Annotated in this window: 12 protein-coding genes; 7 read left to right on the top strand and 5 right to left on the bottom strand. The window is 64.6% G+C overall.

What is annotated here, in order from left to right:
* Nucleotides 1-64 precede the first annotated feature (64 nt).
* Nucleotides 65-1,384 carry a prephenate-dependent tRNA uridine(34) hydroxylase TrhP gene (gene trhP, locus AC5QPF_RS11650; protein WP_494963352.1) on the top strand — a complete coding sequence of 440 codons (1,320 nt, stop codon included), beginning with the start codon at nt 65-67 and terminating at the stop codon, nt 1,382-1,384.
* Here trhP and pvdQ read toward each other — a convergent pair.
* Entirely contained in the window at nt 1,374-3,716 is a 2,343-nt protein-coding gene (pvdQ, locus tag AC5QPF_RS11645; protein ID WP_494963351.1) for a bifunctional acylase PvdQ, read from the bottom strand. The genes trhP and pvdQ overlap by 11 nt on opposite strands.
* A gap of 179 nt (nt 3,717-3,895) precedes the next feature.
* On the opposite strand from pvdQ, the gene AC5QPF_RS11640 reads away from it, so the two are divergent.
* Nucleotides 3,896-4,288: a fe2+ zn2+ uptake regulation protein gene (locus AC5QPF_RS11640; protein WP_494963350.1), complete on the top strand. Its 393-nt coding sequence runs from the start codon at nt 3,896-3,898 to the stop codon at nt 4,286-4,288.
* A 39-nt stretch (nt 4,289-4,327) separates the two neighbouring features.
* Here the strand turns inward: AC5QPF_RS11640 and AC5QPF_RS11635 are convergent, their stop codons facing one another.
* Nucleotides 4,328-4,516, bottom strand: a complete 189-nt coding sequence (locus AC5QPF_RS11635; RefSeq protein WP_494963349.1) for a hypothetical protein — start codon at nt 4,514-4,516, stop codon at nt 4,328-4,330.
* Nucleotides 4,517-4,682: 166 nt separating this feature from the next.
* Between AC5QPF_RS11635 and AC5QPF_RS11630 the strand changes: the two genes are divergently transcribed.
* The 4 genes from AC5QPF_RS11630 to AC5QPF_RS11615 all read left to right on the top strand — a co-directional run bounded on the left by AC5QPF_RS11630 (nt 4,683) and on the right by AC5QPF_RS11615 (nt 7,194).
* The gene (locus tag AC5QPF_RS11630; RefSeq protein WP_494963348.1) at nt 4,683-5,141 is read left to right on the top strand and encodes a hypothetical protein; all 459 of its coding nucleotides are present in this window, start codon (nt 4,683-4,685) and stop codon (nt 5,139-5,141) included.
* A gap of 296 nt (nt 5,142-5,437) precedes the next feature.
* Entirely contained in the window at nt 5,438-5,818 is a 381-nt protein-coding gene (locus AC5QPF_RS11625; protein WP_458976221.1) for a Mor transcription activator family protein, read from the top strand.
* A 96-nt stretch (nt 5,819-5,914) separates the two neighbouring features.
* The gene (locus AC5QPF_RS11620) at nt 5,915-6,565 is read left to right on the top strand and encodes a DUF2589 domain-containing protein (protein ID WP_494963347.1); all 651 of its coding nucleotides are present in this window, start codon (nt 5,915-5,917) and stop codon (nt 6,563-6,565) included.
* A 92-nt stretch (nt 6,566-6,657) separates the two neighbouring features.
* A complete protein-coding gene (locus AC5QPF_RS11615; protein ID WP_494964159.1) occupies nt 6,658-7,194 on the top strand; it encodes a DUF2589 domain-containing protein in 537 nt (178 codons plus the stop codon).
* Nucleotides 7,195-7,203: 9 nt separating this feature from the next.
* Here AC5QPF_RS11615 and AC5QPF_RS11610 read toward each other — a convergent pair whose 3' ends face one another.
* Genes AC5QPF_RS11610 through AC5QPF_RS11600 form a run of 3 tightly spaced genes read right to left on the bottom strand, consistent with a single transcriptional unit; the run spans nt 7,204 to nt 13,329 of the window.
* Complete coding sequence (locus tag AC5QPF_RS11610) at nt 7,204-10,884, bottom strand: translocation/assembly module TamB domain-containing protein (protein ID WP_494963346.1); 3,681 nt, start codon at nt 10,882-10,884, stop codon at nt 7,204-7,206.
* The gene (locus AC5QPF_RS11605) at nt 10,881-12,623 is read right to left on the bottom strand and encodes a BamA/TamA family outer membrane protein (protein ID WP_494963345.1); all 1,743 of its coding nucleotides are present in this window, start codon (nt 12,621-12,623) and stop codon (nt 10,881-10,883) included. The genes AC5QPF_RS11610 and AC5QPF_RS11605 overlap by 4 nt, the downstream gene beginning before the upstream one ends.
* A 55-nt stretch (nt 12,624-12,678) precedes the next feature.
* The gene (locus AC5QPF_RS11600; protein ID WP_494963344.1) at nt 12,679-13,329 is read right to left on the bottom strand and encodes a GNAT family N-acetyltransferase; all 651 of its coding nucleotides are present in this window, start codon (nt 13,327-13,329) and stop codon (nt 12,679-12,681) included.
* A gap of 174 nt (nt 13,330-13,503) precedes the next feature.
* On the opposite strand from AC5QPF_RS11600, the gene xthA reads away from it, so the two are divergent.
* A complete protein-coding gene (gene xthA / locus AC5QPF_RS11595) occupies nt 13,504-14,316 on the top strand; it encodes an exodeoxyribonuclease III (protein WP_494963343.1) in 813 nt (270 codons plus the stop codon).
* The last annotated feature ends 132 nt before the right edge of the window (nt 14,317-14,448 follow it).

Genomic DNA, 14,448 nt, shown 5'->3' with positions numbered 1-14,448 from the left:
CTCCAGATCAATAAATCGCTCGCAACGCTGGCGTAGCATCCCCGCCTTTTGCCCCGACCCGATCATGACCGACCTGACCAAGCCCGAACTGCTCGCCCCCGCCGGCACCCTGAAGAACATGCGCTACGCCTTCGCCTATGGCGCCGACGCGGTCTATGCCGGCCAGCCGCGCTACAGCCTGCGGGTACGCAACAACGAGTTCGACCACGCCAACCTGGCCCTCGGCATCAAGGAGGCGCAAAGCCAGGGCAAGCGTTTCTACGTGGTCGTCAACATCGCCCCGCACAACGCCAAGCTGAAGACCTTCCTCAAGGACCTGGAGCCGGTGATCGCCATGGCCCCGGACGCGCTGATCATGTCCGACCCGGGGCTGATCATGCTGGTACGCGAGCATTTCCCGCAGATGCCGATCCACCTCTCGGTGCAGGCCAATACGGTGAACTGGGCCAGCGTGGCGTTCTGGAAAAGCCTGGGCCTGACGCGTGTGATCCTGTCGCGGGAACTGTCGCTGGAAGAAATCGGCGAGATCCGCGAGCAGGTGCCGGAAATGGAACTGGAGGTGTTCGTTCACGGCGCGCTGTGCATGGCCTATTCCGGGCGCTGCCTGCTGTCCGGCTACCTCAATCGCCGCGACGCCAACCAGGGCAGTTGCACCAACGCCTGCCGCTGGAAGTACACGGCCAGTGAAGCGACCGAAAACGAAACTGGCGATATTGTCCGCCACGTGGAGCCGACCCTGGGCCTGGGCGCGCCGACCGAGCAGGTGTTCCTGCTCCAGGAAAGCAACCGTCCGGACGAGGACATGCCGGCCTTCGAGGATGAGCACGGCACCTACATCATGAACGCCAAGGATCTGCGCGCGGTGCAGCACGTCGAGCGCCTGGCGCGCATGGGCGTGCATTCACTGAAGATCGAGGGGCGGACCAAGTCGCACTTCTACTGCGCACGCACCACCCAGGTCTATCGCCAGGCCATCGACGACGCCGCGGCCGGTCGCGAGTTCGACCGCTCGCTGATGCTCGACCTGGAGTCCCTGGCCCAGCGCGGCTACACCGAGGGCTTCCTGCGCCGCCACGTGCATGACGAGTACCAGAACTACCAGCGTGGCAACTCGGTCTCGGATCGCCAGCAGTTCGTCGGCGAGCTGACCGGCATGCGAATCGACGGGTTGGCGGAAGTCCAGGTGAAGAACCGCTTCGCCCTCGGCGATCATCTGGAACTGATGACCCCGGGCGGCAACTTCCACTTCGACCTGGCGCAACTGCGCGATCGCCAGGGCAAGGTGCTGGAAGTGGCGCCGGGAGACGGCCATGTGGTCTACCTGCCGGTACCCGAGCAGGCAGACCTGGCCTACGGCCTGCTGATGCGAGACGTCAACGGCTGACGCCCGCCTCTAAAGTCGACGCTTCGCGAATCACTTGGGAGCGGTACTGCGGATCGGCCTTGATCTGCGCCTCGGTGAACGGCGTCGGTTGCCATTGCTTGGCCGAGAAGGCGCGGGTCTGGTCGCTGCCATGGGGCGAGGCGGCCTCACTGGATTGCGAGAACACCAGCAGGCCTTCAGCCTTGGGCCCCTTGTCGTCGAAAGTCACCAGTTGCAGATAGCTGGTGCCGCTGACCACCCGGCGCTTGCCCGGCGCGCCATCGATGCTCTGGATCGCGTTGTACACGCCGAGGTTGGCCGGACCGCCGTGGATCGGCGTGCCGTCGGCGGCCTGCTGGATCTGGCCCCATTGCAGCGCAGGGTCGGCGCCGGCCACCCGGGCTGCCGAGGCCAGTGCTGCCTCGCGCAGCATCTTCGCCACGGGCGCGCGCTCCCAGGCCAGCCCGCGCGGAGTGTGCAGCGGGTCCGTCGGGTTGAAGGCGACGCGCCAGAAGCCACCTTTTTCCTGCAGGACCTGCATGATCACCTGAAAATGCACAAGGCCCAGGCCAGCGTCCAGGCTGGCCCTTCCGTCCCATTGACCCAGCGCGGTGCAGACACTTTTCAGACGGGCGTCATCACCGACGCCAGCGCACCACTTGAGCAGGTCAGGCAGCAGCACGTCCGCCAGGTATACCTGGTCATCCATGACCATCCGTTTCAGGTCCTCGGTATCGAGCTTTCCGGGCTTTTCCAGACGGGTCAGGGCAAAGCGTGCGCGTGGACCGAGGGGCAGATTGTCGCGGCTGATCAGCGGCGAAAAGCCGCTCAGGGGCTGTGCCGGGTTAACCAGCCAGGCCGAGTCGTTGGCGTGCTGGACGAAGTCCCCACGACTCAACTGCGGCTGCATCTGTGCCGGGAAAATCCCAGGCTGCGCGGCGCGTGGGTCGACCTTCCAGTTGCACTCGCTGCGCGAGCCATCGAGAACGATCATTTCCAGTCCGGCCTTCGGGTCGCTGCAACGCCCCAGCAACTCGGCATCGACGTAAGGCACCACCGACTGGTTCAGGTACAGGGCCTGACCACTGGTATCGGTGGCCAGGGTATTCACCCACGGAACGCCCTGCAGACGCTGTACCGAAGCCTGCAATGCGGCCAGGCTTTCGGCCTGGTTGATCGCGTGCCATTGCTGCAGGACCCGGGTGTTGTCGAGGTTGGCATCGTGCAGACTGAAGGCCGCCTGAGGCGTCCAGTCCAGGCGTCCCGGCCACTGCACCACCGGGCCGAAGCGGCTGCTGAACAGGTCATGGCTCACTTCACGCAACTGGCCGTCGGCGCCCTTGACCGTAACCGTCAGGCGCTGGCGCTCCAGAGGCAGCGACTGGCCGTCGAACAGGTAGCGGGTCGGGTCCTTCGGGTCGAGCCGCAGTCGATGCAGGGTGAAATGCCGCGAGGCGTCCACTGTGTGAGTCCATGCCAGATGCCGGTTGAAGCCGATATTGACCAGCGGCAGCCCCGGCAGCGCCGCGCCCATCACATCCAGCTGACCGGGAATGGTCAGGTGCATCTGGTAGAAGCGCATGCCGCCCTGCCACGGGAAATGCGGGTTGGCCAGGAGCATGCTGTGCCCGCTGGCCGAACGCTCGCTGCCCACGGCCACGGCATTGCTGCCGCGTTCCAAGGCGAAGCGCTGCTGGTTTTCCAGGGCCAGGCTGAAATCCTTGAGATCACGCTGCGCGGCGACACTCGGCGGCGTGGCGCCGACCACGGCTTCGGCGAACTGGCCGACACCGCCTTCCACCAGCAGCCGGCGGGTCAACTTGACCAGGTCGAAGGCGGTGATCGGCCGCAGCCATTCGGCCTGCTGGCATTCGGCCGGCAGTCCTGCGGCGCGACGCTCGGCCAGGGCGCGGTTGAAGCCCTGAGCATAGCCTTCGAGCAAGGCCTGGATCGGCGCCGGCTGCGCCTGCCAGAACGCGGACACCGCCACGGGTGTGTTCAGCCAGGTGAAGAACAGGTCGCTGGTGAGGTTCTTGCGCTGCTCCAGGGTGCGCTGCTCCGGGCCGAAGAAGCGCGAGCGCTGGCCATTGACCGTTACCACTTCGTTGCCCAGCAGGCACAGGTTGTCCTGGCCATAGGCATAACCGATGCCGTAGCCCAGGCCACGGTCATCGCTGGCCAGGATATGCGGCACGCCAAAGGTGGTACGGCGGATCTCGGCCGAGACCTCGCCGGGGTTCTCCCGGGCGTGGGCACAAAGGCCGAGGCTGGCGAGAAATGCAGCCAGGCAGAACCTGGAAACGGGGGAAATGGTGATCACGCGAACTCCAGCCGGATCAGGAGAAAGGGGCATCCTGATAGAACGAAGTCCAGATGAAAAATTTACGGTAAAGGGGCGTTTGCTTCGTTACAGGTAAGAACGCGGATTTTTTTTCTGCGCACATTGCAGATTTGTCGTTCTCATTCGTCTTATAGATTGGGAGCGTCATCAAGTACGCAGGACAGTCCGACTCTGGAAAGGGAGTTTTTCGCATGTACAACCCGCAACAACAACCGGCGCAGCCCCTGCGCTACAGACGCAAGGTAAACACTGCATTGCAGGTCAAGAGCGAGCCGGTGGACAGCGACGAACGCGCTGGCAACGAACAGATCCGCGAACTGTTGCGGGTCTTCGGCCTGCGCACCAGCCTGATCCGCCTCAAGGTCATCGACGCCTTGCACGTGGCCGACCGCGAAGGCCGTGCCATTGGTGTACGCGGCATTCACAGCCAGTTGGAGAAACTCGATATCCCGCTGTCGTTCCTCAGCGTGCGCGAGGTACTCAAGCGCCTGTGCGTCGAGGGCGTCATCAGCATGGGCAGCGACAAGTGCTACAGCCTCAACCCCCAGGCCCGCGCGGTCCTGGAACAGGCGCCGTCACGTTGAGCGACCGGCCGGCAAGTGCCGGCCGCTCCGGCTCCCACGTCAAGGCTTGACCTTGCGCCGCAGGATGCCGTTGATGACCACGAAGATGACTGCCAGGCCCATGGCGATGTACTGGAACATCTGCTCGGTGAGCATGCCCTGCTTGACCAGCCAGGACAGGCCCAACATGGCGGCGATCAAGACCAGGGTCATCAGGATCGAATATTTCAGGCGTTGCCTTTGAGTCATTTGGAAAATCCTTGCGACAGCGATGGTGACGGCCGATAACTGGCCGGGCGCCATGATACCCCGCCAAGTTCTGCCCGAGGATGTTTTCCAGGTTTTTTCCCCTAGCGGCAGCTGAAAACATGAATGGCTCCGGGCCCATGCCTTTTTCCTGCGAGCCGCCTACGCCATGTCCTTCCGTCTTCTGCTCGGCAGCCTTGTGCTGTCCACCAGCCTCGGCGCCCACGCGCTGAATACCGAGAACCTCACCGAAACCGAACTGCTGAGCCTGGCCACGAGCCTGGCCCAGAACGCCGGCAGCAGCCAGTGGCAACAACTGTGGCAACGCACCCGTAGCGCCGGGCACCTGACCCCGGGCAAAGTGCCCTATTTCACCGTTCCCCAACAGCAGATCGCCGAACTGGCATTGGTCGCCCTGCAAGGCGCCGACAGCGCAAGCGCCGAGAAAGGCACCCGCGCGCACTATCGTCGTGATTTCCATCCGCTGGTGGTCGGCAGTGACAATGGCACGCCGCTCAGTGCCGTATGCCTGTCCGTCGACTGGCGTACCGTACCGGATAATCTCAGCGGCTCGGTCGTGCCCTGGATGGGCCAGGTCAGCCTCCTGCTCAGCCAACCTTGCCATTGAATCAAGGTTTGCAAACCATGCGCCGGTCGTGCTGACCGGCCGCATGGAAGTACAGGGGATACACATCCAATACAGCTGTCCTGCCTACTTTCCCCGACCATGAAACCTACAGTGCTTTGACTTCTTGGCTACCGCTCCTGACCTGCTTGCTACCTAGCGACCACGGTACGCCTGGTCGAGAATCGATCTCACGCCACCTGGCCAGCCCAGTGCCCGCTCTTCGCTCCGCACCCGGCACGAGCCTCGCCTGGCCCGGATAGAGACCTTTTTGCTCACGCCCAAACAAGGAAGTCATCATGCAATCCTGTGACCTCAAGCGAATCGACATCGAGCAACTTCCGCACTCCCTGCAGATGCTCATCGACTGTATCGGCATCGAACACGCCTACCGCCTGACCCATATCTACGGCGGCCGGCCGAAATACATTCCCAAGCACCGCGAACGCACTTCGTTGGCGGAAATCCTCCCGGCCGAAGCGCTGGAGGCGCTGATCAAGCGCTATGCCGGCATGGCCCTGGAGATCCCCAAGTGCGACCACTTCAACCGCCAGTTGCGCAACCAGCAGATCCAGGAGGAAAGCTCCAACGGCCTGTCACGCAGCGTACTGGCCAACAAGTACGGGCTGAGCCTGCGCCAGATCGGCAACATCCGTCGCCAGGAGGCGCACTCGCGCTGAACTGAACCCTGACTGACACACAACCTGTGGGAGCGAGCACACTCGCTCCCACAACACCCGCGCAATCCCGCGCACCTCGAGAGAAGGAATTCTTGAATGTCCATCGACAGCGGCCTCATAGGCTCGGTAATAAACGCTCTACCCCTCGACCGGATGATCTCCGGCCCTCTGCAAGCCATGATCCAGGCCCAGGTCACGGCGAGCAAAAGCTACGCAGACTTCCTGCTGGGCGTCTGCATCAAAGACGGCAAGGCCGTCTCCATCCAGTTCGACTATGACGAGTCCATCGTCGACGAACAGGGTGTCTACAAGGGCACCATGTCGCGCAAGATGCAGATTCCCCTGCTGGCTGCGATCACCCACCCGAACATCGTGATCGAGGAAGGCACCATCGATTTCGAACTGACCATCAGCCAGCAGGCAGAAGACACCACGGAAACCGCAGGTTCGGCGGAGTTCGGCGCCTCCCTTGGCTGGGGCCCGTTCAAGGTCGATGTCCGCGGCCAGGTCAGCCACAAGTCGGCGCAAACCCGCAAGACCGACACCCGCGCGCGCTACGCCATCCACACTCGCGTCACCCGCCAGGGGCCACCGGAAGCCCTGATGCGGGTCATCGACTACCTCACCGAATCGGCGACCAAGCCCATTACCCTGGCGAGCAGCGAGGCGAGCAACCTGGACGCACCGCCGACCGACAGCGCGCTCAAGGGCCCGAACGACAAGAACGAGCAACAGGCCCCCGCCTGATTGCGCCCCACCGCCCCGCCCGCCCCGGGCGGGGCACCTTGCCACTTCGATAAGGAATGCTGCACGTGGAGCAAACGCCCCCCAAGGAACCGATCGCCACCAGTGACCTGTGCGACATCACCCGTGGCCTGCAGGAAGCCGCTTCGGCCACCACCGGACTGATCGCCCAGCAGTACATCAAGCTGTTCGATCAGTTCTTCGACTATGACAGCCAGGCACTGGGTGCGCCGATGAAGGCGAAGATGGTCGAAGTGGCGATGGACGACCGGCATACCCTGAAGATCCCGCTGATCGCCTTGGTGGCGCCGCGCGGACTGGCACTGGAACGGATGCAGGTGGATCTTTCGGTCAAGATCCAGAACACCCGCCCCTCCGGCGGCCAGTGCAGCGATGCCGCGCACCAGCGTTTCTTCGTCAAGGTCGGTCAGCAGACTCGCCGCCAAGGCGACACCCGTGATCCGGACGAGGTGCAGATCCGCATGCAGTTCCAGGCCTGCGAGCCCCCGGAGGCGCTGAACCGGCTGATCGAGGAATACACCCACCTGATCACTCCGCTGCGCCAACCCGAGCCCCCTGACGACAACCCTTCCTCCCGCAACGAGTTCATTGACGCCGCCACCGTGCGCTGATCGGCGAACTCAGAAATCCCGCTTGTAGAACAGGTCCAGGGAGCTGGCCAGGCCACTGGCCGCTTCCAGGTACAGGCGTTTGCTCAACAGATAGCGCAAAGCAATGGTGTTGGCCGGTTCGAACACACCCACGCCGTAACGCAGACTCAGTTTTTCGGTCAGGTTACCGCTGGCCACCACGCTGGTGGTCTGCCCACTCCCCTCGGTGTCCAGCTGGAAGTCCTCGATGCCCAGGCTCGACGCCAGGCTGCCGGTAATCCCCGCGCTCCCGGCCAGACCCAGTCCCAATGCGGCCTGCGCCAGCATGTTGTTGTCCTCGCCGGTGGTACTCAGCGGACGCCCCAACACCAGATAGGATAGTGCCTGTTCCTGGCTCATCGCCGGTTCCGAGAACACCTGGGTGGTGGGTTGCTCGGCACTGCCGCTCAGGCGGATGCCGGCGATCACGTCATCGGTCTTGCGGATCGCCTCGATGTCCAGATACGGCTGATCGATGGGTCCGGCGAACAGCAGGCGCGCGCGGCGGATGGTCAGGCGCTGGCCGTAGGCGCGGTAGCGGCCGTCAGCCAGGCTGAGTTCGCCGCGAGTGTCCAGGTTGTCACCGATATGCACGTGGCCGAGCAGATTGGCGGTCAGGCCGAAGCCACTGAACGACAGCTTGTCCTGGCCAACCGCAACATCGATGTCCATCGCCACCTGCATCGGCGGCTTGCCCTCCTCGGTCTGGTGACCGACGATCACCGTGTCCTCGGAGACCTTGACCGTCGACGGCGGCAGTTCGCGTACGGTAATCGTGCCCTTGGGCACCAGCACCTTGCCGCTAACCGCCAGACGCTCACCCTGCAGGCTGATCTTCAGGTCTGGCGCCACTTCCAGCGCCGCATAGGGCTCGACGCTGACCGGCAGGCGCTGGCCTTGCAGGGCCAGGTCGATCATCAGCGCACGCCCCCAGCCGACCTGGCCGCTCAGGCGCCCTTGCCCGGCTTCGCCACTGTGCCAGTCGCCACTCAGTTGCACCTGCTCGCCGACAATCATTGCCCGCAGGGTCAGGCCATGCAGGCTGACCGGCAGTTCGGCACCGCCCACCTCGCCACCGGACAACACCAGGTTGCCGTTGACCAGCGGCGCCAGCAGGGTCCCGGAAATCTTCCCGCTGCCGTTCAACTGCCCGGCCAGGCGCTCGACCATCGGCACGAATGGCCGCGCCACCGCCAGGTCCAGGCCACTGAGGTTGAAATCACCGCTCAATGGCTTGTTGCGCGCCAGCGGATCGATGCGCGCCGACAGGCTCAGTTCGCCCAGGCGGCCGCCACGGAAGTCCAGGCGGGTATCGACCCGGCGCGGCCCCAGGGTACTGTCCAGGCGCAGGCTCTGGTAGGGGAAATCCACCCACTGGCCTTTCTCGCGAATACGCAAGGTGCCACCACTGGCATCCACCTGCACCGTACCCTTCGGCCCGCTGGCCGGCAGGTCGAGATTGATATCGGCATTGAGCTGGCCCTGCCAGGCGAAGTCCTTGGGCAGCCATTGCGCCAGGCTGTCCAGCGGGAACTGCTTGAGGTGGTAACGGATGCGCGGCTCCGGCGCCAGCCGCTGCGAGTCGCCGCACAGGCTGGCCTGGCCGGCGCGCCAGCAATGGGCGCCAAAGTCGATCTGGCCGTTGGCCAGGAGCTGCAGGGTTGCCGGAGCCTGCAGGCGCCAGTCCTGGCCGCCGGCCTGGATTTCGCCGCGGGACAGGCGGCCGCGCCAGTCGCCCTTGTTCTTGTCCAGCTGGCCGTCGAGGCCGAGGTCGAGCTTGAGTTGCGGGCCCTCCAGGGCGATCTGCAGTTGCTGCTGGCGGATATCGCCCTGGCCCTTGGCGGTCAAGGTGCCCAGTGCCGATTCACCGGCGCGGATGCCGCTGGCGACAAGGTTGATAACACCTTTCTGCGCGCCGTCGAGGCGAGCATCGAGGTCGAGGTTCTGCAAGCGGTTTTCCGCCTGCACCAGTTGCTGGCCCTGCAACTTGAGCTCGCCCTGCGGTGCCTTGAGCGTGCCGGAAAGGTCGAGACGACCGTTGACCCGGCCCTGCAACTGCGGCCAGAGCTGGCCGAGGCGCGGCAGGTTGAGATCGATGCGACCGGCAAGGCGTTGTTGCAGGCTGCCGCTGCCACTGATCTGGTTGTCACCCAGGCGCACCTGCAAGGTGCCGAGAGTCCACTGCTCGCCCGCGCCTTCGGCCTTGACCTGCAACACCGCCGGCTGACCACGCAGACGCCCCTTGAGATCGAGGTCGGCGTTCAGCGAGAGCTTGTCGTTCTTCAGCTCGCCCTTGCTGCGTAGCGGTCCGCCAAGGGTCCCGGGCATTTCCGCGAGCCAGTAGGCCGGGTCGAGGTTGCTCAGGTCCAGCGCCGCATCCCAGGCCACGCCATCGGCGAAAGCCACGCTGACACTGCCGGCGGCCTTGCCTTGCCCCGCTTCCAGGACCAGCTGCGGCAGGCTGATCTGGCCGAGGTCGCCCTTGAACGGGCTGCTCAGCTTGAATGCGCCAGCCGGGCCGTCAAGGTCGCCGCTGAAATCACCTTCATAGTTGCCGTCGCGGTACTGCACCTGTGCCTTGAGCCGGTGCAGCACCACTTGCGGGGCTTCCTCCAGCGGATACAGGCGCAGCCAGGGGAAGTCGAGCCAGTCGAGAGTGGCCGTGGCGGCCAGGGCGTTCTGCCAGTTGGCGCTGGCGGTGAGATTGAGGCGCTGCTCGTTGCTGGCGGTCAGGTCCAGCCCGGCCAGTTCCGCGCCCTTGGCATCGACCCGGCCACGCAGGGCCAGGTTGATCGGCCCGTCCTTGGCCGCGAGATTGCCGGCACCGACCAGTTGATAGCCTTCGTCCAGGTCGCCGTGAGCGGTGAGTTCCAGTTGCTCGAACACCAGCGTGTCCGGCAGGCTGCCCAAAGCCTTGAAAGCCGTGGCACTGAGGTGCACCTGCGCCGGCAGGTGCTCGGCCAGCGGTTGCAACTGGCCGCTTAGACGGCCTTGCAAGTAGCCGCTGCTGTCGGCCTGCAGTTCCAGGCTCTTCTGCAACTCGCCCTTGACCTGCAAGGCCAGTTGCCAGGCCTGGCCGTCTACGGGCGGCAGTTGCAATTGCCCTTCGGCCTGCAACGGCCAGTCGCCGCCGGGTTGCAGCAGGCCCTGAAGGGTCAGGTGCAGGTCCTCGCGCTTGAGGTCGAGGCTGTCGATCTTCAGGCCTTCTCGGGTCCAGTGCGCGGCCAGGGTCAGGCCGCTCAACTGCTCGTTACCATCCAGGCGCAGGCTGCCAACCTGCACTTCGCCCAGTTCGATGGCCAGCGGCAGGTCCAGTTCCGGCAGCTTCAGCGGACCGCTGTCCGGGTCGGCCTCGGTGGGGGCGAAGGCCAGTTCGACATTCGCCGCATGCAGCTTGTCCACGCACAGAGTGCGGCGCAGCAGACAGCCCGGCGACCACTCCAGCAAAGGCGCAACCAGCTCGACGCGGTCGCCGCCCTGCTCCCAGACCAGGCGGTCGGCCTGCCAGCGATCGGCCAGGCGACCCTGGAAATTCTCCACCGTCAGCCCGGGCACCAGCCCCAGCACCCAGCGACTGCCGGCCTGGCTGCCAATGATCACGGAGACGGCGAGCAGCACCAGCGACAGCACGGCAAGCAGGCCAATGGCGGTGATCTTCAAAGCCTGCTTCACAGTTCCGGCCCCATCGAGAAGTGCAAACGAATACCGCCGTCGTCATCCAGCGCTTTGGCCAGGTCGAGGCGCAGCGGCCCCACCGGCGAGATCCAGCGTACGCCGAAACCGACGCCGGTCTTGAGGCTGGGCAGTTCCAGGTTGTTGAACGCGTTGCCCTGGTCGATGAAGGTCGCCAGGCGCCATTTGTCGGCGATCTGGTACTGGTACTCGGCGCTGCCGGCGACCATGTAGCGCCCGCCGATGCGGTCGCCATCGCTGTTTTCCGGGGACAGGGTCTGATAGTCGTAGCCGCGCACGCTCTGGTCGCCACCGGCGAAGAAGCGCAGCGACGGCGGTATCGACTTGTAGCCGTTGGTGGCGCTGCCGCCGAACTGCACACGGCCGAGGAAACGGTGGTTCTGGCCAAGGGTGGTGAGTCCCTTGAGCAGCACCGTGCCATTGAACAGGTTGGTGTCGGACAGCAGCCCTTCCTTGGCCACCCGCGCGTCGAACTGGATGCGGTAGCCGTTGTGCGGATCGATGCGGTTGTCGCTGCGCAGGTAGGTGTAGCTGATGCCCGGCATCAGCAGGGTACTCAGTCCCGAGTCATCGCCCAGGCGATACTCCTCACGCTGCCATTTCAGCGAGATCACCCGCTGCCAGCCGCTGGGCAGCTTGCTGTGCCACTCCGGGCCAACGGTGAGCAGCTTGCTGAGGGTGTCGGTGTTGGCAATCTCTTCGTTCTGATAGCCACCGGCAAAACGCAGTTTGTCGGTCAGCGGCGGGTCCAGGGGAATGTCGTACCACAGGCCGATGTTCTGCCGCGGCGCCGACAGTTCGCTCTCGATCCCGTAGCTGTGTCCCTGCGGATTCACCCAGTGGCGAGTCCAGTTGGCCTTGCCGCGCGGCCCGACGTCGGTCGAAAAGCCCAAACCCAGGCCCATGGTCCGCGGCTTGCGGGTCTGCACATTGACATCCACCGGAATGCTCTGCCCCTCTGCGGCGGTGGGCGCGGCGTCTACCCGCACGCCTTCGAAATAGCCGCTGGATTGCAGGGAATTATTCAGCTCTGCGATCAGTTCCGAGTCGTAGGGGGTGCCTTCCTTGAATGGCACCATGCGTTGCAGCAGGTCTTCGTCGAACGGAGAATCGCCGTCGAATTTCACTTTGCCGAGGGTGAAGCGCGGACCGCTATCGTAGACCAGCTCGATATCGGCGACGCCGGCCGCGGGGTCCACCGAGAGGCGGTTGCGAGTGAAATGGCCCTTGAAGAAGCCGTAGCGCGAGGCCTGGTTCTGGATCAGGCGCTTGGCGTCCTCGTAGTGCCCGTGGTTGAGCACTTCGCCGCTACGCAGCACCTTGCTGTCGGGCACGCGGAAGGCCTTGAGCTGGCTGGCCGGTCCCTCGATGCGCACGCTGACGTTGCGCAGGTGGATGGGCTCGCCGGGCTCGATGGTCAGGCGCAGGCGCGGCCCCTTGTCTTCGTCGCGGGGCGCCAGCACTTCGCTGGAAATCTGCGGCTGGTAGTAACCCAAAGCCTGGGCGGCCTTGCGGGCCTGCTCCTCGGCGCCACGGCTGAAGCGCACCAGCGCCTCTTCGTCACGCTCGCCGAGGCTGCCTATATAGCCCTCGACATTGGCTTTGAGTGCGTTGTTGGCGGGTTTGATGCGGATAACCAGTTCACTCTGCGCCGCGGCCGCGAGACTGCTGGCCAGGCACAGGATCAAACCCAGGGAAAAGCGTCCTGAATACGTCATAGGCGCGGATGCTACCAGAGGCATATGGCAGCGTGCATGTCGAAAGCCGTCTGGATCAGGCCCGCGCCCGATCGATCCGCTGTGGACCGGGGTGGAAGAACACGTGCTCGCGGATCGGCCCGACGGCCACCTCGCCGATCTCCAGATAGCCTTGGCGCTGGTAGAAGGCCAGGTAGTGTTCGTTGCCGGTATCGAGGACCACGCCGCGGGAACTGTCGTCTTCTGCGCACCAATCGTGGACCGCCGTCAGCAGTTGCTCGCCGTAGTGTTGGCCCTGGAACTGGGGATGGATGCCCAGCAGCGGCAGGATATGCACGGCGTCGCCGGGCAGGCAGGCCATGAGTGCGGCGCGGTATTCCAGGTAGCGGCGGGTGCAGCGAAAACCGGTGGACAGCACCATGCGCATGCGCCAGGCCCAGCTCTCGGTGACGCCGAGGCGCCGCACCGGCGGTGAGATCAGGGCGACACCGATCAGTCGGTCGTCCACCAGCAGGCCGATTGCCGGCAGGTCCTGGAGAAAGTGCTGACGCACCCGTTCGCGCACCAATGCCCGCACGCGCTGGTCGAAGCCCGCGCGCTCGGCTTCGAACAAGTAGCCGTAGGTGGGTTCATGGCGGTAGGCGTGGTAAAGCAGGGAGCGCGCCTCGCGGCTGTAGCCGCCGTCGAGCAGACGCACTTCAGCCGGCGCGGGGGACGATTCGGGCATGTCTTGGTGCTCCTGATGGCGGTTGGGCATTGCCCTTTGAGGAGTGGGCGGCGCCAACGTTCCTTCCTGTCGGGCTGGAGTATAGACACCACAGTGTCCGCGCAAGCCATACGGGGTGGCCCGACAGGCCGGACTCGGCTAGCATCCTGCCTTTTCCCCCAGGATTGTCCTTCCATGAAGATCGTCTCGTTCAACATCAACGGCCTGCGCGCCCGGCCGCACCAACTGGCGGCGTTGATCGACAAGCACCAGCCGGACGTGATCGGCCTGCAGGAAACCAAGGTCTCGGACGATCAGTTCCCGTTGGCGGAAGTCCAGGCCCTCGGCTACCACGTGCACTACCACGGGCAGAAAGGCCACTACGGCGTCGCCCTGCTCTCGCGCCAGGCGCCGCTGAGCCTGCACAAGGGCTTCCATACCGACGACGAGGACGCCCAGCGCCGCTTCATCTGGGGCACCTTCGCCGATGAGAACGGCAATCCGGTGACCATCATGAACGGCTACTTCCCTCAGGGCGAAAGCCGCGACCACCCCACCAAGTTCCCGGCCAAGCAGCGCTTCTACGCCGACCTGCAAGCCCTGCTGGAAACCCGGTTCAAGAACGACCAGCCGCTGGTGGTAATGGGCGACGTCAACATTTCCCCGCAAGACTGCGACATCGGCATCGGCCCGGACAACGCCAAGCGCTGGCTGAAGACCGGCAAGTGCAGCTTCCTCCCGGAAGAACGCGAGTGGATGGAGAAACTCAAGGCCTGGGGCCTGACCGACAGCTTCCGCCACCTGTACCCGGAGGTGATCGACCAGTTCAGTTGGTTCGACTATCGCAGCCGCGGTTTCGAGGACGAGCCCAAGCGCGGGCTGCGCATCGACCTGATCATGGTTTCCCAGGGCCTGTTGCCGCGCGTGAAGGCGGGTGGGGTCGACTATGAGCTGCGCGGGATGGAGAAACCGTCGGATCATGCGCCGATCTGGCTGGAATTGAGCTGATAACGCACCACCCTGTGGGAGCGGGTTTACCCGCGATTGCGATGGTGAATTCGCCGACGCTATCGCGGGTGAACCCGCTCCCACAGGGTCCCGTGTCGCATTCGTCATTTTCTGTTCATCTTTCTGTCTTAA

Source organism: Pseudomonas sp. Con_6 (assembly GCF_059379395.1).
This window is presented reverse-complemented; position numbering and strand designations above follow the sequence as displayed.

Excerpts from the sequence above, each read along its gene's own strand:
- trhP (WP_494963352.1), top strand. The coding sequence starts at position 65 with ATGACCGACCTGACCAAGCCCGAACTGCTCGCCCCCGCCGGCACCCTG.
- pvdQ (WP_494963351.1), bottom strand. The coding sequence starts at position 3,716 with ATGCCCCTTTCTCCTGATCCGGCTGGAGTTCGCGTGATCACCATTTCC.
- AC5QPF_RS11640 (WP_494963350.1), top strand. The coding sequence starts at position 3,896 with ATGTACAACCCGCAACAACAACCGGCGCAGCCCCTGCGCTACAGACGC.
- AC5QPF_RS11635 (WP_494963349.1), bottom strand. The coding sequence starts at position 4,516 with ATGACTCAAAGGCAACGCCTGAAATATTCGATCCTGATGACCCTGGTC.
- AC5QPF_RS11630 (WP_494963348.1), top strand. The coding sequence starts at position 4,683 with ATGTCCTTCCGTCTTCTGCTCGGCAGCCTTGTGCTGTCCACCAGCCTC.
- AC5QPF_RS11625 (WP_458976221.1), top strand. The coding sequence starts at position 5,438 with ATGCAATCCTGTGACCTCAAGCGAATCGACATCGAGCAACTTCCGCAC.
- AC5QPF_RS11620 (WP_494963347.1), top strand. The coding sequence starts at position 5,915 with ATGTCCATCGACAGCGGCCTCATAGGCTCGGTAATAAACGCTCTACCC.
- AC5QPF_RS11605 (WP_494963345.1), bottom strand. The coding sequence starts at position 12,623 with ATGACGTATTCAGGACGCTTTTCCCTGGGTTTGATCCTGTGCCTGGCC.
- AC5QPF_RS11600 (WP_494963344.1), bottom strand. The coding sequence starts at position 13,329 with ATGCCCGAATCGTCCCCCGCGCCGGCTGAAGTGCGTCTGCTCGACGGC.
- xthA (WP_494963343.1), top strand. The coding sequence starts at position 13,504 with ATGAAGATCGTCTCGTTCAACATCAACGGCCTGCGCGCCCGGCCGCAC.